Genomic DNA, 19494 nt, shown 5'->3' on the forward strand with positions numbered 1-19494 from the left:
GCGGTCCCACGGGACCGTCCGCATCCCGGACAGAAGGCCTGGACTCCGCCGTCCGGCTCCGTATCCTCTGCCCAGGGCCACGGGCCGGGCCCCGGGGCGGAGGAGATGGACAGTGTCGACAGCTCCGCACCCCGTTGCCCGTCCCGGCGGTACGGCGGCGCGCCCGGCGCCCGTCGGCCGCGAAGAACTCCTCAGCCGCCTCGAACACGCCCTCGCCACCCGGGGCCGGGCCCTGCTCACCGGCCCCGCCGGGGTCGGCAAGACGGAGATCGCGCTCGCCGCCGCCACCCGCGCCGAGGCACGCGGCGAGACGGTGCTGTGGCTGGCGCCCCTGCCGGCCGACCGCGCGATACCCGGGGCGTCGGCCGCCGCGCTCGTCGCCTCGGTCGCCTCGGCGACACCCCCGCCGGGCCCCGCCGAACCCTCAGGGGTCTCCGCCGAACCCTCAGGGATCCTTGCCGCGCTGCCCGGACCCCAGCGCACGGCAGTCGCCATGCTCTGCCGCGAAGCACCCCTCACGCCGGACGGCTGGGACCCGATCGCGCTGCGGCTCGGCATCGCCCAGATCCTGCGCGCCCTGACCTGCCGGGGGCCCGTCCTCCTCGTCGTCGACGGCGTGCAGCACATGGACCCGGAGAGCGCCGACCTGCTGCGGTCCGCCCTCCAACTGACCCCGCCCGGTCTACGGGTGACGGCCGTCGAAACGCCGGAGCCTTACGCGGAAGCCCGCGAGCCGTACGCGAGAGCCCGTGAGCCGCATACGGGAAACCGCGATCCGTACACGGACGTCCCTGAGCCGTACGCGGGGAACCTCACGCCGTACGCGGAAGCCCGCGAGCCGTACGCGGGGAACCAGACGCCGTACGCCGCGAACCCCGAGCCGTGCGCCGCGCACCCCGAGCCGTTCAGCGGGCGCCCCGAGTCGTACGCCGGGGCCCTCATCCTGTACCCCGGGAGCCCCGAGCCCTACGCCGGAACCCGCTCTCCGCGCTCGGAGACCCTGACTCCGTACCCCGGGAACCCCGAGCCGTCCGTAAGGGACCCTCGGGAGAGCCACGCGCCACGCCGCCCCTACCGCGTTCCGCACCGGGCCGAGGACCCGTACGCCTCCCGGCTCTGGGTGCCGTCCGAGGCGGACGTCCTGCTCGTGCCGCCGCTCCAGGCCGATCAGATCGCCGAACTCCTCATCCACCACAGGCTGCCCTCCCGGATGGCCGGCCGCATCCACCGGGCCAGCGGCGGCAACCCCCGGCTGGCGCTGGCCGTGGGGCGCTCGCTCGCCGACGCCAGGACCCCCCTGCACCACGCGGAGGCGCTCACCCTCTCCGGTCGTGCCCGCGACCTCGCCCGGCAGCTCCTCGGCGCCGCGCCGCCCTCCGTACGCGAGACGCTGCTGCTCGCCGCGCTCGCGCTGCGCCCCTCGGCGACCCTGGTGCGCCGGGCCGGGCGGCCCCGCGCCGAGGCGGATCTGACGGCGGCCGAGCGAGCCGGGCTGATCTCACTGGCCGAGGACGGCGCGGTGTCCTTCACCGCCGGGCTGCTGCCCTCCACGCTGACGCACGACGCCTGCTGGGCGGAGCGGAGCGCCGGGCACGCGGCCCTCGCCCGGGTCGTGGACGATCCCGTCGAGGCGGTACGGCACCGGGCGCTCGCCGCCGACGCCCCGGACGAGGAGCTGGCCGCCGAGGTCGCGGCCGCCGCCGACGTGGCCCGGCGGCGGGGAAACAGCGCGCTCGCCGCCGAACTGGCCTTGCTCGCCGCCGAGTCGACCCCGGTACGGCACGGCGCCCGGCGGATCGCCCGACTCGTGGACGCCGCGGAGGAGGCGGCCCGCGCGGCCCGCGCCGACCTCGCCATGCGCGCCGCCACCGATCTGCTCGCCCGGGACGCGGCCCCCTCCGACCGGGTCAGGGCGCGGCTCGCCGTGCTCGACACGGCCGGTCAGGGTCTCACCGGTCTCGACGAGATGTACGCGCACGCCATGGAGGACTCGGAAGGGGACACCGCTCTGCGGGCAGCCGTACAACTGCGGCTCTCGCTCAAGTACGTTCTGGCGGACGGCGATCCGGAGCGTTCCCGTACCGCCGCCGTCGCATCGGCCGCGCTCGCCGCCTCGATGGGCGACTCCCGCCTGACCGCGCAGGCTTTGACCGTTCAGGCGCGAATGGAACGGGCCCTCGGCGCGCCCGAAGCGGAGACGGTCCTCGCCCGCGCCCGCGCACTGGAGTCGGCCGAGGGTCCGCCCGGCATCCACAACGCCGCCCGCATCCTGACGATTCGTCACGCCCTGTACGACGACCGGCTGTCCGAGGCCCGCGACGACATCGGCACGCTGCTTCCGCTGGTGCGGCGGCGCGGTGCGGTGGAGGACGCGATCGAGCTTTCCCGCACCCTCGCCGAGATCGAGTCCAGGACCGGCCCCTGTCCGGCCGCTCTCGCGCACGCCGGACAGTCCCTCGCCCTCACCCTGGAGGCGGGGCTCTCGCCCGGTCCCGCCTGGTACGCGCTGGCGCTCGCCGAGACCGCCGCCGGGAGCTTCGCACGGGCCGCGAGCTATGCCCGCCGCAGCGTCCAGGCATCGGAGGAGGAGGGGGACCGGGTCTTCCTCTCGCGCAGCCGGTACGCGCTCGGCCGGGTGCAGCTCGTCAACGGGGACGTGGCCGCCGCCCTGGAGAACCTGCGTCGCGTCCAGGCCGACGAGCGCGCCCAGTCGACCGTGGACCCGTCGATGCTGCGCTGGCACGAGGAACTGGCCGAGGCGCTGCTCGCCCATGACGCGGGCGACGAGGCCGCGGCCCTGCTCGACGAAGTACGCCCGGTGGCGGCCCGGTTGGGCCGGACGACGGTCCTCCTCGGCTGCGACCGGGTGCACGCGCTGTGCCTCGCGGCGGAGGGGCGTACGGACGAGGCGGCGCGGCTGCTCACCCGTACGGCGGAGCGGTTCGGGGCTGCCGGGCTTCCCCTTGAGCGGGGACGGGCGCTGATCGCGCTGGCCCGGGTGGAGCGGCGCAGACGGCGCAGGTCGGCGGCGCAGAGCGCGCTGCACGAGGCGGCGACCGTGTTCGAGCGGGTGGGGGCGGCGCCGTGGCTGGCCCTCGCGAGCGAGACCCCGGCGGGCACGGCGCCGGAGAGCCCCGGGACCGGCTCCGGTGGCGAGGCGATTCCGTCCGCGCTCGCCGCCCTGACGGAGGCGGAGATACGGCTCGCCCGGCTCGTCGGACAAGGCGCGAGCAACCAAGAGGCGGCGGCGAAGCTGTACTTGAGCGTGAAGACGGTGGAGGCACGGCTCACCCGCATATACCAGAAGCTCGACGTACGCTCACGATCCCAACTGGTGACGGCACTGCGCCCGTGAGGGACGCTCCCGTCCACGCGGGTCGCTCCCGTCCACGCGGGTCGCTCCCGTCCAGGCGGGCCTCTTCACGCGCGGTCTCGATCTTGGCGAGAATCTCCGGCCGTCCGCTCATGCCATGGGACCATCGACCGTCCCTTCCGTACGCACCCCGCTCCGCCCCCTTCCGTCTCCCTGCCGAAGGCCGCCCATGCGCCCCGTTCCCACCTGCGTCCTCGGCAGCGGCAGAGCCCCCCAAGTCCTCTATGGGCACGCTCTCGACGCGTTCGTCCCGATCGGGTCCCTGACGAAGACGCTCACCGGAACCGCCCTCGCGCGGCTGGCCGCCGAAGGGGTACTCCGGTTGGACGACCCCGTGGAGCGGTTCCTGCCCACGCCCCCGGGCACCGGCATCACCCTGAGGCATCTCGCCGAGCACACGTCCGGCCTGCCACGGCTTCCTCCGCGCGTGGGACGGCGCGACCCGTACGCCGCCTTCGACGCCGCCGCCCTCCGTTCCGTCCTGGAAGGGCTGAACGGGCTGGTCACCACCGCCCCCGGCCGTACCGAGCTGTATTCCAACCTCGGGTACGCCGTCCTCGGAGCCGCGCTGACCTCCGCGGCGGGCATGCCCTACCAGGAACTCGTGGACCGCTGTGTCCTCGCCCCTCTGGGCATCACCGAGATATCCGGCGCTCCCCCGGCGGACAGGCGGCTCCACAGCCGCGGGCTGTTCGGCCGGCCGCTTCGTCCCTGGACGATGACGGGCGCGATTCTGCCCGCCGGCGGGCTCTGGGCCACGCCCCGGGCCGCCGCCGACCTGGTGACCGCGCTTCTTGTCGAGCGGAGACTGGGTGAGCCCGCGCTGTCCTGGCAGAACTCCGGCACCCTGTTCTGGCACAACGGCGCCACCGGTCACGCCTCGGTGTTCGCCGGTGCCCTGCCGGACGGTGGTTGGGGGCTGGTCCACCACCTCACCCGGCGATCCGGCTCCGTGACGCCTCCGCCGGGCGGTCGGACGGGCGGGGCAGGCAGGCAGGCGGGGCGGGGCGGGCCGTCGGGTGGCCTGATTCTCAGGGGGCGAGGACCACCACGGCTTCGTCCGTGTAGGGGAGGAAGGTCAGCGTCTCCTGGAAGTAGAGCTGGACGCTGTGTGCGTCGTGGCTCGTGTAGCCGATCGACAGGTCCTGTCCGAGGCGGAGTTCGAAGTCGCCGCCCCGGGTGGAGAGGACGAAGCCGCCGCTGAGCGCCGGGGCCCAGATCGGCGAGCCGTCGAGCATGCGGGCCAGGTGAGCGGCGATCGGGTAGCCGTGGTCGGAGGTCTCGCTCACCGCGCGGTACTCGTCCGGGCCGAGGAGCAGCGCGTACGGCCCGTCGACACCGGCGAGACGCAGCTCGGTCAGCGCCCGGCTCACCGCGTCGGGGTAGTCGCTCGGCTCGGCGGGCAACTGGACCACCGGGTTGGAGGAGCGGGCGCGCAGCCCTTCGATGCCGGCCGCTTCGTAGCCGTCGAAGATCGTCCGGTCCTCGACGAACGCCATCGCGCGGGCCGCGTCCTTGACGGGCTGCCAGTCGGAGTCCTTGGAGCCGCGCTCGACGTCGTCCACGGCGGCCCGGTCGACGGTGAACGGCACCCGGAGTTCGACCAGCGGCTTCGACTCGCGCAGCCGTGCCGTGACACCGGGGGCGGGCGGGGTCATGTCGGCGAGGTGGCCGGTGCCGACGGCGGAGAGCCCGGGTCCCGCCGGGTCGGGGACGTCGACGACCCGGCGCCCCGCGACATGCCGGCGGAAGGTGCGGCGGGCCTCCTCCTCGATCTCGGCCCAGGCCGCGGGGGTGATCGGGGCGAGTTCGCGGTGCAGGTTGTTCGTGGTGAGTCCGTGGTGGACGTGGCTCGTGGCCTCAGGGGGCGTCATGAGGGCTCAGGCTCCTTTCAGGCCGCCGATGCCCAGGGTGTCTCCCTGGGGAGCGGCGGACGGCGGCGCGGCGGGCAGGTCGTCGAGGAGGTCGGCGCTGGGGACGAAGAACAGGCAGCCGGTGACGGCCCGGGAGAAGTCGAGGATGCGATCGGTGTTGCCCGGGGGGCTCCCGAGGAACATGTTCCGCAGCATCTGCTCGGTGATGCCGGGGTTCCGCGCGTACCCGATGAAGTAGGTGCCGTACTCGCCCTGCCCGACCTGGCCGAACGGCATGTTCGCGCGGACGATCTGCTGGGAGACGCCGTCCTCGTCGGTGACGGTGTTCAGGGCGACGTGCGAGTTCGCCGGTTTGACGTCCTCGGGCATCTCGACGTTCGTCGCCTTGGTCCGGCCGATGGCCTGTTCCTGCTGTTCGACGGTGAGCGCGTCCCAGGCCGCCATGTCGTGCAGGTACTTCTGGACGATGACGTAGCTGCCGCCCCGGAAGCCGGGGTCCTCGTCGACGATGTGGACGGCTCCGGTCGCGGCGGCGCCCATCGGGTTCTCGCTGCCGTCGACGAAACCGAGAAGGTCGCGCTCGTCGAAGTAGGTGAAACCGTGCACCTCGTCGACGACGCTCACGGCGCCGCCGAGGCGGTCGACGATCAGCCGGGCCAGCTCGAAGCAGAGGTCCATGCGCCGGGACCGCAGATGGAAGAGAAGGTCACCGGGGGTGGCGGGAGCGCGGTGCCGGGGGCCGTTCAAGGCGGGGAAGGGGTGCAGTCCGCGGGGTCGGGGGCCGCCGACGAGCCGGTCCCAGGCGTCGGAGCCGATCCCGGCGACGCTGACGAGTCCGGCGTCGCGCTGCCGGAAGGAGACGGAGCGGGTCAGACCCGACAGCTCCTGGAGCGCGTCCCGCACCGCGGCCTCGCCGCCGGGGTTGACGGTGAGCACCAGGAACACGGCGGCCTGGGTGGGTGGCGTGATGACGGGCTGAACGGCGACCATGACACTCCCGGGCACATGATGATCAACAAGCACCATAAAAGCATAGAAAGTGACAGAAAGAGACAGGGTCAGCGTAGGCGCGCGGGATCCGGTGTGCAGCCCGGCGGTGAGCCCCGCGAGGGACACCGGCCCCCGTGGCCGGGGTGGGCCGTCGGCGGGCCGCGTGGCAGAGTCGTACGAGGCCGCCGGGAGAGGCACGCCCACCACCACACCCGGGGCAGCGCTCCGAGGAGAGGAGCAGACCATGGGTCGAGTGACCGTACGGCGACGCGTCCTGCGCGTGCGGGCGGGCGAGGCCTCCTACCGCCCGGACACCCTGGCCGCCGAGGAACCGATGGAGATACGCGTCGGCGGACGGGCGCTGACCGTGACGATGCGCACCCCGGGCGACGACTTCGACCTCGCGGTGGGGTTCCTGGTGAGCGAGGGCGTGGTGCACAGGGCCGCCGACGTGGCCGGAATCCGCTACTGCGCGGGCGCCACCGCCGACGGCGGCAACACGTACAACGTCGTCGACGTGGCCCTGGCTCCCGGGGTCGCCGCCCCCGACGCCTCCTTGGAACGCAATTTCTACACGACCTCCTCGTGCGGTCTGTGCGGCAAGGCCAGCCTCGATGCCGTGCGCACCACGGCCGCCTGGTCGGTCGCCGACGACCCGCTGCGGGTCACGGCGGAGACCCTCACCGCCCTCCCGGACCGGCTGCGCGCGGCCCAACGGGTCTTCGACACGACCGGGGGACTCCACGCCGCCGGACTCTTCGACGCCACGGGCGAGCTGCTGTGCCTCCGGGAGGACGTCGGCCGCCACAACGCCGTCGACAAGGTCGTCGGGCACGCCCTGCGCGAGGGCCTGCTGCCGCTGCGCGGATCGGTCCTGATGGTGAGCGGCCGGGCCTCGTTCGAACTCGTACAGAAGGCGGTGATGGCCGGAATCCCTCTGCTCGCGGCCGTCTCCGCACCGTCGTCCCTCGCCGTGGACCTCGCCGAGGAGAGCGGCCTGACCCTGGTGGGCTTCCTGCGCGGAACGTCGATGAACGTGTACGCGGGCGGGGAACGGCTACTCGTGACGGACCCGACGCACTGAGCGGGGGCGGGGCCGGACCCGTATCCGGGTACGGGTCCGGGACCCCTTAGGGGTATGGGTACGGGTGCGGGTGCGGGTGCGGCCCAGGGTCGGGTCCGGCTGCGGCCCGAGCGTCGGACCAGGTGACCGTAGGGGTCCCGGGCTGGTCGGCCAGGGTCCCCTACCGCTCACGTCAGGCCGCCACTCCGCTCTCCGCCGCCTCGCCGCCCTCACCGGCCGCCGCTCCCCCGCCGCCGTCCGTCGGCTCGGGCTTGCGGACCGTGCAGTGCAGCGAGTCGTCGAGGACGTCGGCGACGATGGTGTCCCCGGGATCGGCCTCGCCGCCGAGCAGCAGGGAGGCGACGCGGTTGTCCAGCTCGGTCTGGATCGTGCGGCGCAGCGGACGCGCGCCGAACTCCGGTTGGTGCCCGTGGGCGACGAGCAGCTTCTTCGCCGCCTCGGTGACCTCCAGGGTCATGCCCTGTGCGTGCACCCGGTGCTTGCTGCGCTCAAGGAGGTGATCGACGATCTCCGACAGGTCCGCCTCGGTGAGGCTGTGGAAGACGATGATCTCGTCGATGCGGTTGAGGAACTCGGGCAGGAACCGGCCGCGCAGCTCCTCCATCAGCTCGTCCTTCAGATCGGCGGCGTCGCCCTCGTGCGCGAGGATGCGATGGGCGCCGATGTTGGACGTCATGATGACGACACAGTGCCGGAAGTCGACCGTACGGCCCTGTCCGTCGGTGAGGCGTCCGTCGTCGAGGATCTGGAGCAGCGTGTTGAAGACGTCCGGGTGCGCCTTCTCCACCTCGTCGAAGAGGACGACGCTGTACGGGTTGCGGCGTACTTTCTCGGTCAGCTGCCCTGCCTCCTCGTACCCCACGTATCCGGGAGGCGCACCGACCAGCCGGGCGACCGTGTGCTTCTCCTGGAACTCGCTCATGTCGAACCGGATCATCCGGTCCTCCTCGCCGAAGAGCAGTTCGGCGAGGGTCTTGGCGAGTTCGGTCTTGCCGACGCCGGTCGGCCCGAGGAAGAGGAAGGAGCCGACGGGACGGTTCGGGTCGCCCATGCCCGCGCGGCTGCGGCGGACCGCCTCGGAGACGGCGGTGACGGCCTCGTCCTGACCGACGATCCGCGCGTGCATCTCCTCTTCCAGCCGGAGGAGCTTCTCCTTCTCGCTGGCCGTGAGCTGGGAGACCGGGATGCCGGTCCGCCGGGAGACGATGTCGGCGATGTCGGAGGCGGTGACCGAGACGACGCCCTCCCGGCGCTCCTCGATGCCCGCGAGTTCGCCCTCCACGTCGGCGATGTGCCGCTTCAGTTCGGCCGCCCTGTCGAAGTCCTCGGCGGCGACGGCCTGGTCCTTCTCGCGCCGCAGCTTGGCCAGGCGGTCCTCACGGCTGACGACCTCGGTGGAGCGGCCCGCGCCGCGCAGCCGTACGCGGGCGCCCGCCTGGTCCATCAGGTCGATCGCCTTGTCGGGCAGGAAGCGGTCGCTGATGTACCGGTCGGAGAGTTCGGCCGCAGCCGTCAAGGAGCCGTCGGCGAACCGGACTTGATGGTGGGCCTCGTACGCGTCCCGCAGCCCTTCGAGGATCTGCACGGTCTCCTCGACGGTGGGCTCCGGGATGAGGACGGGCTGGAAGCGGCGCTCCAGGGCCGCGTCCTTCTCGATGTGCTTGCGGTACTCGTCGATCGTGGTGGCGCCGACCACATGCAGCTCCCCGCGCGCGAGGGCCGGTTTGAGCATGTTGCCCGCGTCCATCGAGCCCTCGCCCGTGGCGCCCGCGCCGACGACGGTGTGGAGTTCGTCGATGAAGACGATGATGTCGCCGCCCGCGTTCTGGACGTCCTCGATGACCTTCTTCAGACGTTCCTCGAACTGGCCTCGGTACTGCGCACCGGCCACCATGCCCGACAGGTCGAGGGAGACGACCCGTTTGCCCTTGAGGGTGGCCGGGACCTCGTCGGCGACGATCCGCTGGGCCAGCCCCTCCACGATGGCGGTCTTGCCGACGCCGGGTTCGCCGATGAGGACCGGGTTGTTCTTGGAGCGCCGGGAGAGGATCTCGATGGTCTGCTCGATCTCCTCGGCACGGCCGACGACCGGGTCGAGCTTTCCCGCCCGCGCCTCCTCCGTCAGATCGCGTCCGAACTCGTCGAGGGTGGTGGCCGGTTGCTTCTGTCCGGTCGGGGCGGCGCCCTCGGGGCGGGCGGCCCGGTCCGCGAGGCCGCGGAGCTTCTTCACGTCGTGGTCGTCCGCGCCCAGAAGGCGACCGGCTCCCGAGTCGGAGTCATCGAGGAGCGCGGCGAGGATGTGCTCGGGGCCGATGTACGACACGCCCGCCTGCTGCGAGCGCCCGTAGGCGGCGGCGAGGGTGCGCTTCGCCGCCGGAGTGAGTCCGGGCTCGGATGAGGGTTCGCCGGACTCCCTGGGAAGGACTTCGTCGAGCTGGGCGGCGAGTTCCTCGGGGTCGATGCCGACCTGGGAGAGGAGCCGGCGCGAGGGGTCGACCCGTGTCGCCGCCCACAGCAGGTGCTCGGTGTCGAGATCGGAGGTGCCGTCCTCCGCCGCCTTGCGGGTGGCCAGGCTGAGCAGCTCGCGCGAGGACTCGGTCAGCAGCCGCCCGATGGGGACGCGCTGCACGGCCGGGGGCGACGACGCGGGCGACATCCCGAAGAACCGGTTCAGCATGTCACTAAACGGATCGGACGAACCAAAGGGTGAACCGAACGCCATCGACATGTCTGCTCCAGGGAGGCGGAGGGGGGATCGTACCCACTCAAACCCGGCGAAACGGGCTCCGCAACCGGAATGCCTCCCGGGGGTTTCCCCGGCGTGGGGCCTGGCGGACGGCCCAGCGGGAGGGCGGACGGGAGGGCCGGCGGGGCCCCCTTGAAGCCTTCGGAGGTCTCCTGGAAACCTGCGCCTCCGGGGAGGACACCGAGGTGTTCGGACCATGACCGTGGCGCCAGGGGGGGCACCTCCATGGCGCTCGGACGATGACCGTGGCGCTCGGGAGCACGCCCCAAGGCGCTCGGGAGCACGGCCAAGGCACTCGGACGATGACCATTCCGCCTGGGGCCCCGTCCCTGGCGCCCTGAAGCCCTGAAGCCCTGGCTCCCTGGCTCTACGGGACGACGCGTACCCCGCCCCGCCCGGCCAGCCCAAAGGCCCGACCTGTCTGACCCGCCGCGCCCGCCCGGCGAGACCCGAACACCCGGGCGCCCGGCGGGCCCGGCCCCCTGCCCACCCCGGGCTCCCGGCCCGGTGTGCGGACCAGGCCGCCCGGATCCGCCCCAGAGACGTACCCGCCCCCGGTGGTTACCGCCAGTCGTCCCAGGGCGGCGGCTCCTCCGCCCCGTCCAGGTCGTAGGGCGGCTCCTCGTCGTACGGAACGTCGTCCGGGAAGGCCCCAGATCCGGAGACGGGGGCCGAGGTCCTGCCAGTCGCGGGACCGGCTCCCTGGGCGGCTCCGGAACCGGCGGCGGCTTCCGGAGCCGTCCCGCCGAAGGCGACCCCTGCGGAGGCGACCCCGGCGGAGGCGACCCCTGCGGAGGCGCCGACGGGAGACCCGGCGGAGGCCCCGGCAGAGTCACCCGCGCTCCCCTCGGCACCGAGTTCCGCGAGCGCGCCCAGCACCCCTTCCCCGTACTTGGCGAGCTTCGCCTCGCCGACGCCGCCGACCGTGGCGAGGTCCGCCACCGAGGTGGGGAGCAGCGTCGCGATCTCCCGGAGCGTCGCGTCGTGGAAGACGACGTACGCCGGGACGCCCTGCTCGCGTGCGGTCGCCGCCCGCCAGGTCCGGAGGGCTTCGAAGACCGGCACGGCGGCGGGCGGCAGGTCGACGGGGACACGGGCGCTCTTGCCGGTGCGCGAGCCGGATTCCTTGCGGGCGGAGGCGGCCGGTGCCTTCTCCTTCCGCATGGTGACCGTACGGCGGCCGCCCAGGACCTCGCCGCTGTCGTCGGTGAGGACGAGCGTGCCGTAGTCGCCCTCCACCGCGAGGAGCCCCTGGGCGAGCAGCTGACGGACGACGCCCCGCCACTCGCCGGTCCCCAGCTCCGCGCCGACGCCGAACACGGAGAGCCCGTCGTGGTCGAACTGGATGACCTTCGCGGTCCGCTTGCCCTGGAGGATGTCGATGATCTGACCGGCGCCGAACTTCTGGCGCCGTTCCTTCGCCAGCCGCCACACCGTGGACAGCAGTTTCTGCGCGGCAACCGTGCCGTCCCAGGATTCGGCGGGGGTCAGACAGGTGTCGCAGTTGCCGCAGGGCTTGCCGGTCTGGCCGAAGTAGGCGAGCAGCCGCACCCGGCGGCAGTCGACGGTCTCGCAGAGCGCGAGCATCGCGTCGAGGTGCTGTGCGAGGGAGCGCCGGTGCTGCTCGTCGCCTTCGGAGCCGTCGATCAGCTTGCGCTGCTGGACGACGTCCTGGAGGCCGTACGCGAGCCAGGCGGTGGCCGGTTCGCCGTCGCGTCCCGCGCGGCCGGTCTCCTGGTAGTAGCCCTCGACGGACTTCGGCAGGTCGAGGTGGGCGACGAAGCGCACGTCCGGCTTGTCGATGCCCATGCCGAAGGCGATGGTCGCCACCACGACGATGCCGTCCTCCCGCAGGAACCTGGACTGGTTCGCCGCGCGCGTCCGGGCGTCCATGCCCGCGTGGTAGGGCACCGCCGGGATGCCGTTCTCCACGAGGAGGGCGGCCGTCTTCTCCACCGAGGAGCGGGAGAGGCAGTAGACGACTCCGGCGTCGCCCTCGTGCTCGGTCCTGATCAGTTCGAGCAGCTGCTTCTGCGGGTTGTTCTTGGGGACGATGCGGTACTGGATGTTGGGCCGGTCGAACCCGGCGACGAAGTGCCGGGCGTCCTCCAGACCGAGACGGCCGGAGATCTCCCGGTGGGTGGCTTCGGTGGCCGTCGCCGTCAGCGCGATCCTGGGGACCTTGGGCCAGCGCTCGTGGAGCATGGACAGGGCGAGGTAGTCGGGCCGGAAGTCGTGGCCCCACTGGGCGACGCAGTGGGCCTCGTCGATCGCGAACAGCGACACCTTGCCCCGGTCGAGGAGCCGCTGGGTGCCCTCGGTGCGCAGCCGCTCGGGGGCCAGGTAGAGCAGGTCCAGCTCGTCGGCGAGGAACGCCTGCTCGACGGCCTGCCGCTCGTACGTGTCCTGGGTCGAGTTGAGGAAGCCGGCCCGCACGCCGAGCGCCCTGAGCGCGTCGACCTGGTCCTGCATGAGGGCGATGAGCGGGGAGATCACCACGCCCGTGCCGTCCCTGACGAGCGCCGGGATCTGGTAGCAGAGGGATTTGCCCCCGCCGGTCGGCATCAGGACGAGGGCGTCGCCACCGTCGACGACCTGCTCGATGATCTCCCGCTGCTCCCCTCGGAAGGAGCTGTAGCCGAAGACGCGTTGGAGCACCCGCTCCGCGTCGGAGATCTCGGAGGATTCGTCGGTGAGGACCATTCGTCCAGCCTATAGGCCGCCAAGGACACTCCGGCGGCCTCGCCGAAACCTGTGGAAAACGTCCCGAAGGAACCTGAGGACGACTTCCCGGGGGGCGGCCCTCGGGCCGTTCCGCCGGGCAACCCCTCGGGGTGCGTACGACGTCTTCCTCTCCGGCAGGTCCCGGCCGTGCGGGCCGCCACGACACCCCCTGCCGGGGGAAACAGGAGCAGGAGACCATGAGCGACAAGGCCCGTGTCCTCTTCGACGCGCTCGACCTCGACCAGGACGGCGCTCTGATGCGTACCGAGGTCATCAGCGCTCTCCGGGCCAAGGGCCCGACCCTCGCGGCGCGGGGTGTGATCCCCTTCTGGGGCGTGGGGAGCGAGGACGACTCTTCGGCGCTGTTCGACGAGGCCGATCTGAACGGCGACCGGATGCTGAGCTTCGAGGAGTTCGCGACGCTGGTCGACCGCCGTTTCGGCTGGTGATCCGAACGGCCCCGAGGGGCGGCGCCGCGAGGGTGGCGCCGCCCCTCGGGGCCGACAGGCACGGCCGACGGCCGGGCGGGGTCAGGTGCTGATCGCGGGGAGGAGCCCGGCGACCGGCGCCGCCTGGTCGGTGAGCTGGTGGAGCTGGTGGAGTTCGTGCAGTCGGCTGAGTCCGCCGAGCTGCTGCCGGACCGTGGGGAGCTGCCCGCGCGACTCGGCGGGGATCCCGGTGCTGGTGATCGCGTCGAGTTCGGCGATCGGGCTGATCGGCGGGCCGAGCGGGCTGGTGACGGCCTGCGCCTCGGCGGCGCCTCCGAGGCAGGTGAAGGCGGCGGCCACGGCGAGGAGCGAGGTGATGCGTCGTGTAGAGGTCACACCCTCACAACGGCGCGCCGGGCCGTCGGACACGGCCGCCGCCCGTCCCGACCGCTTGAAAGGACCATCACACCGCATCCCGTAGGGGCCAGGGGCGCCCCGTACGGGTTGCCTTCACGCCCCGCTGGGGGAACACCCGCGCCCCTTACGGGAGGGCCGCGATGCCCCGGGCAAGAGGGTTCCTCCTACGGGGGCCTTCCCACCCCCATGGAGAAAGCCCACCTCCCCTACGGGAGCCCCCCCCGCCCTCCCCGTACGGACGGACGCACACGCCCCTACACGCGCGCCCCCACCTCCCGTACGGGAGCCGCCGTGTCCCGTACGGGGTGCCTGCTGAGGATCGAGACGCGGTTGAAGGCGTTGATGGCGATCGCCACCCAGATGACGGCGGACAGCTCGTCCTCGTCCAGGACCGTGCGGGCCTCCGCGTAGGCGCGGTCCTGCGCGAGGCCGTCCGCCGGGTGGGTGGTGGCCTCCGCCAGGGCCAGTGCCGCCCGTTCCCTGGGGGTGAACAGCTCGGTCTCGCGCCAGGCGGGGAGCACGCCGAGGCGCCGGGTCGTCTCGCCGGCCCGGAGCGCGGCCCTGGTGTGCACGTCGAGGCAGTAGGCGCAGCCGTTCAGCTGGGACACCCGGAGGTTGACCAGCTCGACGAGCACCCGGTCGAGACCGGCCTCCGCGGCGGTGGCGCGGACGGCGTCGGCGGTCCTGACCAGTGCCTGGTAGGCCGCCGGGTTCTGCTTGTCGAGGTAGATCCGGTGGCCGTCGGGGGCCGGTGTCATGTCGCTCACGATGCACTCCTTCGGCGGGCCCGTGCGCTTCACGGGTTCTGGGGCTATGATCCCCCATAATTGTTGAAAACGAAACTACACCGCTTGATGTGAAAGGGGTCGGCCGTGTCCGACACGGAGGTCGAGATCCTCACCGCCCGGGACGTTCCGCTCGGCGGACCGCGCGCCATGACCGTACGCCGCACCCTGCCCCAGCGCTCGCGGACCCTGATCGGCGCGTGGTGCTTCGCCGACCACTACGGCCCCGACCTGGTCTCCGAGTCCGGCGGCATGGACGTGGCGCCGCACCCCCACACCGGTCTACAGACGGTGAGCTGGCTCTTCACCGGGGAGATCGAGCATCGCGACAGCCTGGGCAGCCACGCGATGGTGCGGCCCGGCGAGCTGAACCTCATGACCGGCGGCCACGGCATCAGCCACACCGAGGTCTCCACCCCCGGCACCACCGTCCTGCACGGCGTACAGCTGTGGGTGGCCCTGCCCGACGCGCACCGGCACGCGGACCGCGCCTTCCAGCACCATGCCCCCGGGCCGGTCCGGATCGACGGCGCCGAGCTGCGCGTCTTCCTCGGCAGCCTGGCCGGGGACACCTCCCCCGTCCCCACCTTCACCCCGCTCCTGGGCGCGGAGATCCTGCTCGACGCCGGGGCCACCGTCACCCTGGACGTCGACCCCGCCTTCGAGCACGGTCTGCTCGTCGACGAGGGGACCGTACGCCTCGCCGGGACGGTCGTGAACGCCGCCGAGCTGGGTTACGTCGACACCGGGCGCACCGCGCTGACCCTGACCAACGAGTCCGGCCACCGGGCGCGGGCCGTTCTCCTCGGCGGCACCCCCTTCGGCGAGCGGATCGTCATGTGGTGGAACTTCATCGGCCGCACCCACCAGGACATCGTCGAGGCAAGGGAGGAATGGGAGCGGGAGTCCGACCGTTTCGGCAGTGTCGACGGCTACCCGGGCGACCGGCTCCCCGCCCCCGCCCTCCCGAACGCCTCCCTCGCCCCGCGCGGCAATCCGCCCCGCGCCTGAGCCGCCCCGCCCCCTGCTTTCCCCCACCCCACCCGTTCCCCCCGCGACTCCCCTACGGGTTTCCCCTTACGAAAGGCACCCTCATGAGCGAGCAGACCGGCGCCCCCGTCGTCCGGAACGTCGACGCCCGTCACCGCTACGAGATCCTGGTCGACGAGCAGCGCGCCGGCCTCACCTCGTACCGGGACCGCGACGAGCAGCGGGTCTTCTTCCACACGGAGGTCGACGACGCCTACGCGGGGCAGGGCCTGGCCTCGATCCTGGTCGAGCAGGCGCTGACCGATGTCCGTGCCCTCGGCAAGCGGATCGTCCCGGTCTGCCCCTACGTGGCGAAGTTCCTGAAGAAGCACGAGGAGTTCGCGGACATCACGGACCCGGTGACCCCCGAGATCCTGAAGTGGCTTGAGGAGCGGCTGGCCCGCTGACCCGGCACGGAGGGGAACCCGTAGGGCCCCGATAATGGGCCCCTACGGGTTTCGGCCCGGCCGACCGGGAGGAACGGAAGCACCGATGGCATGGACGGCGGGCCGACGCGTACGGCTGACGAAGGATCTCAGGCTGACCGGCCCGGTCGCCCTGGACGACGGGACGCCCGCCGGATTCCTGGCCCTGGGCGCGGGCGCCGAGGGCGCCGTCGAGCGGGTGCACACCCTCGAACGGCAGCCGAGCGAGGCGGCTCGCGAGTACGAACGCCTCAAGGCCCTTCTCGACTCCTACGGGCAGCAGATGCCGCCGGAGAGCAGGACCCGCCTGGCCGAGCAGGTCACCGCCCTGGAACCCGCGTGGGCCGCCTTCCAGCGCGAGAAGACCCGGGTGACCCTCCGCGTCCGCTTCGACAACGGCTTCGTCCTCGACGAGACCCCGGAGGACGCCTTCACGGCACTCTGACCCGTACGGGCTCCCCCGGCGCCTTCCCGTACGGGCCCCACGGCCTCCCCTACGGGACCCACGACCTCCCCCGTACGGGATCCCGGCCCCCTGCGGCCGTTCGGCCCCTCAGGGCCCGCTCGGGTGGTTCACCGGGGCGGGGCTGTAGCCGCGTTCCCGGACGAGGGCGTGGGTCAGCTCGGTGAAGGCGCGGGCGGCGGCGCTCTCGTAGGCGTCCGCACGCCGCAGAAGAGTGACCGTACGCGTGGGCAGGGGCGGGTCGAGGGGCGCGGGGGTGAGGTGGGGGTGGTCGTGGGCGACGGCGTCGGGCAGGACGGTGGCCAGCGGGGTCCGCTGGACGATCTCGACGAGGGCCTGGACGGAGTTCGCCTCGATGGCGATACGCGGGCTGACGCGGTGCCGCGAGAAATACGCGTCGACGTGACCGCGAGTCGCGAAGTCACCGCTGAGAAGCGCGAGTTGCCGATCGGCGATCTCTCCCACCGGCAGCGGTGACGCCTGGTCGGCGGCGGGCTCGCGGCAGCCGGTGACCAGACCGAGGGTCTCGGTGAACAGCGGGGTGGCGGCGACACCGGGAAGGTGCGGTCCCGCGAAGGCGATGCCGAGATCGAGGTCGTCGGCGAGCAGCGCCGCCTCGATGCGCCCCTGTGTCATCTCCTCCAGGGAGAGGCTGACGCCGGGGTGGCGGGCGTGGAGCCCGGCGGTGAGCGGACCCGCCAGATAGGCGGTGAACGTGGGGGTGATCCCCAGGCGCAGATGGCCGCGCGAGAGGTCCTGGACGTCATGGACGGCCCGTTCGGCGGCGGCCAGATCCCGCAGGGCCCGTTGGGCGTGGTCGACGTAGACGGCACCGGCGTCGGTGAGCCGCACGGAACGGCCGGTGCGGTCCAGGAGCTGCACGCCGAGGGTCCGTTCCAGCTGCTTGATCTGCTGCGAGAGCGTGGGCTGCGAGATGTGCAGCTCCTCGGCGGCGCGGGTGAAGTTGCCGTGATCGGCCACGGCGAGCAGATAGCGCAGGTGACGCAGTTCGATGAGGGCCATGATTCGACTATAGATGGGATCAATAGCTCTTATGCGTAATGACTCTTGGACACTATAGACGCAGGTCATGCATGGTTGTTCTCACCAGCCCGCAGGGGCCGATCACCCCCGAAAGGAGTGACCATGCAGGACCTCACCGATGGCGTCGCCCGCTTCCAGGAGGACGTCTTCCCCGCGAAGGCTGAGCTTTTCGCCCACCTGGCCACACATCACGCCCCGCACACGCTGTTCATCAGCTGTTCCGACGCCCGCGTCGTCCCCGAGCTGATCACCGGCGCCGAGCCGGGCGACCTGTTCGTCATCCGTACGGCCGGGAACCTGGTCCCCGCCTACACGCCCGGCGCCGACGGTGTCGCGGCGAGCATCGAGTACGCGGTCGCCGCGCTCGGCGTGCGGGAGATCGTCGTCTGCGGTCACTCCTCCTGTGGTGCGATGACCGCCCTGGCCGAGGGTCACGACCTCTCCGGCGCCCCGGCGGTCGCCGACTGGCTGCGGCTCGCGGACTCGTCCGCCGCCCGCACCGCCGCGACGGGTGACGTCCTGGCCCTGGTGCGGCAGAACGTCCTCGCCCAGCTGGCGAATCTCGCCACCCACCCGTCGGTCGCCAAGGCCCTCACGGAGGACAAGGTCACCCTCCACGGCTGGGTCTACGACATCCCCACCGGCCGGGTCGAGGACCTCACCGCCACCGGCTCCGCCGTCGCCGCCTGACCACGGCCCTCTACCGCCACCGGACCCGCTCCCCTCCAATGGACGGAACTCCGTCCCCACGGGCAGAGCCCCTTCCCATGGCCGGAGCGGCACCCCATCCGTCACCGACACCACAAAGGAAGCACCGATCATGACGCAGTCGCAGTTCTCGCAGACCGCCCGTGAGGCCCTGGCCGACCAGGCCGTCGCCGCCAAGGCCCGCAAGGGCCTGTCCTGGAAGGAGATCGCGGAGGCCTCCGGCCTCTCGGTCGCCTTCACCACCGCCGCCGTCCTCGGCCAGCACCCGCTGCCCGAGGAGTCCGCCAAGGCCGTCGCCGACCTCCTGGGGCTCGACGACGACGCGGCACTGCTCCTCCAGAGCATCCCGGTCCGCGGCTCGATGCCCAACCGCATCCCCACCGACCCGACGATGTACCGCTTCTACGAGATGCTCCAGGTCTACGGCACCACGCTGAAGGCCCTGGTCCACGAGGAGTTCGGGGACGGAATCATCTCCGCCATCAACTTCAGGCTCGACGTGAAGAAGGTCGCCGACCCCGAGGGCGGCGAGCGAGCCATCATCACTCTCGACGGCAAGTACCTGCCCACCAAGCCTTTCTGACGTCCAGCCAGAAGCGCCACAGCACCGCAGGCGCGGGTGGGCCGGAAACAGCTCCCTCCGGCCCACCCCCTCCCCCGCCCACTCCCTCGCCATCCCGGAGGCTTCCCGTGGACTTCGCCCAGCGCACCATCGACATCGCCCGGCGGAACGTCGCCGAAGGCGGCCGGCCGTTCGCGACCGTCATCGTCAAGGACGGCGAGATCCTGGCCGAGAGCCCGAACCTGGTCGCCCAGACCAACGACCCCACCGCCCACGCGGAGATCCTCGCCATCCGCGAGGCCTGCACCAGGCTCGGCACCGAGCACCTGACCGGCACCACCGTCTACGTACTCGCCCACCCCTGCCCCATGTGCCTGGGTTCGCTGTACTACTGCTCGCCGGACGAGGTCGTCTTCCTCACCACCCGCGACGCCTACGAGCCGCACTACGTCGACGACCGCAAGTACTTCGAACTCGACACCTTCTACACCGAGATCGCCACCCCCTGGCAGGACCGCCGTCTCCCCATGACTTACGAAGCCCGCGACGAGGCCGTCGAGGTCTACCGCTTCTGGCAGGAGCGCAACGGCGGCGAGCGGCACGTGGCGGGCGCGCCCACCAGGTAGGCCCCGCCGAGCCGCGGCCACCACTCCCGTCCGCACGCCACCCGCCCCCATCCGCACCCCATCCGCACCCTCCTCCCCACTGCCAGGCGCCGGTTCGACCGGCGTCGTGGCGTTCCCCGGCCGACCGAGGCAAACCGGCCCACCGGACCGCCGACGGCCCCTTTAATGGGTGGCGTTCGCGTGAACGTGTGATACGCGTCACGATGGCCCGGACAG

Annotated in this window: 16 protein-coding genes and 1 pseudogene; 10 read left to right on the top strand and 7 right to left on the bottom strand. The window is 72.4% G+C overall.

What is annotated here, in order from left to right; all coding sequences use genetic code 11:
- Window positions 1-112: 112 nt before the first annotated feature.
- Both BU197_RS25015 and BU197_RS25020 read left to right on the top strand, forming a co-directional pair.
- Window positions 113-3355, top strand: coding sequence for an AAA family ATPase (locus BU197_RS25015; RefSeq protein WP_317452236.1), 3243 nt, complete (start codon window positions 113-115; stop codon window positions 3353-3355).
- Window positions 3356-3542: 187 nt separating this feature from the next.
- Window positions 3543-4253, top strand: a pseudogene (locus BU197_RS25020) (serine hydrolase domain-containing protein); the annotation flags it as partial.
- A 151-nt stretch (window positions 4254-4404) separates the two neighbouring features.
- Here BU197_RS25020 and BU197_RS25025 read toward each other — a convergent pair.
- Window positions 4405-5247, bottom strand: coding sequence for a family 1 encapsulin nanocompartment shell protein (locus tag BU197_RS25025; RefSeq protein WP_188270567.1), 843 nt, complete (start codon window positions 5245-5247; stop codon window positions 4405-4407).
- A gap of 6 nt (window positions 5248-5253) precedes the next feature.
- The gene (locus tag BU197_RS25030; protein ID WP_188270568.1) at window positions 5254-6237 is read right to left on the bottom strand and encodes a Dyp-type peroxidase; all 984 of its coding nucleotides are present in this window, start codon (window positions 6235-6237) and stop codon (window positions 5254-5256) included.
- A gap of 244 nt (window positions 6238-6481) precedes the next feature.
- Here BU197_RS25030 and fdhD point away from each other — a divergent pair, with 244 nt between their 5' ends.
- Window positions 6482-7321 (top strand): formate dehydrogenase accessory sulfurtransferase FdhD, encoded by an 840-nt coding sequence (gene fdhD, locus BU197_RS25035; RefSeq protein WP_188270569.1) that lies wholly within the window; start codon window positions 6482-6484, stop codon window positions 7319-7321.
- 172 nt (window positions 7322-7493) lie between these two features.
- On the opposite strand, the gene BU197_RS25040 is transcribed toward fdhD, so the two are convergent.
- Window positions 7494-10049, bottom strand: a complete 2556-nt coding sequence (locus BU197_RS25040) for an ATP-dependent Clp protease ATP-binding subunit (protein ID WP_223183520.1) — start codon at window positions 10047-10049, stop codon at window positions 7494-7496.
- 579 nt (window positions 10050-10628) lie between these two features.
- Complete coding sequence (recQ, locus tag BU197_RS25045; RefSeq protein ID WP_188270570.1) at window positions 10629-12770, bottom strand: DNA helicase RecQ; 2142 nt, start codon at window positions 12768-12770, stop codon at window positions 10629-10631.
- A 218-nt stretch (window positions 12771-12988) separates the two neighbouring features.
- Here recQ and BU197_RS25050 point away from each other — a divergent pair, with 218 nt between their 5' ends.
- Entirely contained in the window at window positions 12989-13240 is a 252-nt protein-coding gene (locus BU197_RS25050; RefSeq protein WP_188270571.1) for an EF-hand domain-containing protein, read from the top strand.
- Window positions 13241-13321: 81 nt separating this feature from the next.
- On the opposite strand, the gene BU197_RS25055 is transcribed toward BU197_RS25050, so the two are convergent.
- Together BU197_RS25055 and BU197_RS25060 are read right to left on the bottom strand one after the other, a co-directional pair.
- Complete coding sequence (locus tag BU197_RS25055) at window positions 13322-13615, bottom strand: hypothetical protein (RefSeq protein WP_188270572.1); 294 nt, start codon at window positions 13613-13615, stop codon at window positions 13322-13324.
- 275 nt (window positions 13616-13890) lie between these two features.
- Window positions 13891-14394, bottom strand: a complete 504-nt coding sequence (locus BU197_RS25060) for a carboxymuconolactone decarboxylase family protein (RefSeq protein WP_188270599.1) — start codon at window positions 14392-14394, stop codon at window positions 13891-13893.
- 114 nt (window positions 14395-14508) lie between these two features.
- Between BU197_RS25060 and BU197_RS25065 the strand changes: the two genes are divergently transcribed.
- The 3 genes from BU197_RS25065 to BU197_RS25075 all read left to right on the top strand — a co-directional run bounded on the left by BU197_RS25065 (window position 14509) and on the right by BU197_RS25075 (window position 16320).
- Window positions 14509-15432, top strand: coding sequence for a pirin family protein (locus BU197_RS25065; protein WP_317452237.1), 924 nt, complete (start codon window positions 14509-14511; stop codon window positions 15430-15432).
- Window positions 15433-15515: 83 nt separating this feature from the next.
- Entirely contained in the window at window positions 15516-15857 is a 342-nt protein-coding gene (locus tag BU197_RS25070; protein ID WP_188270573.1) for a GNAT family N-acetyltransferase, read from the top strand.
- A gap of 85 nt (window positions 15858-15942) precedes the next feature.
- Window positions 15943-16320 (top strand): hypothetical protein, encoded by a 378-nt coding sequence (locus BU197_RS25075; RefSeq protein ID WP_188270574.1) that lies wholly within the window; start codon window positions 15943-15945, stop codon window positions 16318-16320.
- 108 nt (window positions 16321-16428) lie between these two features.
- On the opposite strand, the gene cynR is transcribed toward BU197_RS25075, so the two are convergent.
- Complete coding sequence (gene cynR / locus BU197_RS25080) at window positions 16429-17361, bottom strand: transcriptional regulator CynR (protein ID WP_188270575.1); 933 nt, start codon at window positions 17359-17361, stop codon at window positions 16429-16431.
- A 123-nt stretch (window positions 17362-17484) separates the two neighbouring features.
- On the opposite strand from cynR, the gene BU197_RS25085 reads away from it, so the two are divergent.
- From BU197_RS25085 to BU197_RS25095, 3 genes are all read left to right on the top strand, one after another.
- A complete protein-coding gene (locus BU197_RS25085; protein ID WP_188270576.1) occupies window positions 17485-18072 on the top strand; it encodes a carbonic anhydrase in 588 nt (195 codons plus the stop codon).
- A 130-nt stretch (window positions 18073-18202) separates the two neighbouring features.
- Complete coding sequence (gene cynS / locus BU197_RS25090) at window positions 18203-18673, top strand: cyanase (RefSeq protein ID WP_188270577.1); 471 nt, start codon at window positions 18203-18205, stop codon at window positions 18671-18673.
- Window positions 18674-18780: 107 nt separating this feature from the next.
- Complete coding sequence (locus BU197_RS25095) at window positions 18781-19278, top strand: nucleoside deaminase (RefSeq protein ID WP_188270578.1); 498 nt, start codon at window positions 18781-18783, stop codon at window positions 19276-19278.
- Window positions 19279-19494: the final 216 nt, after the last annotated feature.

The sequence above is a fragment of the Streptomyces sp. CBMA291 genome (assembly GCF_014596525.1).
In the GTDB taxonomy this organism is placed as follows: Bacteria; Actinomycetota; Actinomycetes; order Streptomycetales; family Streptomycetaceae; genus Streptomyces.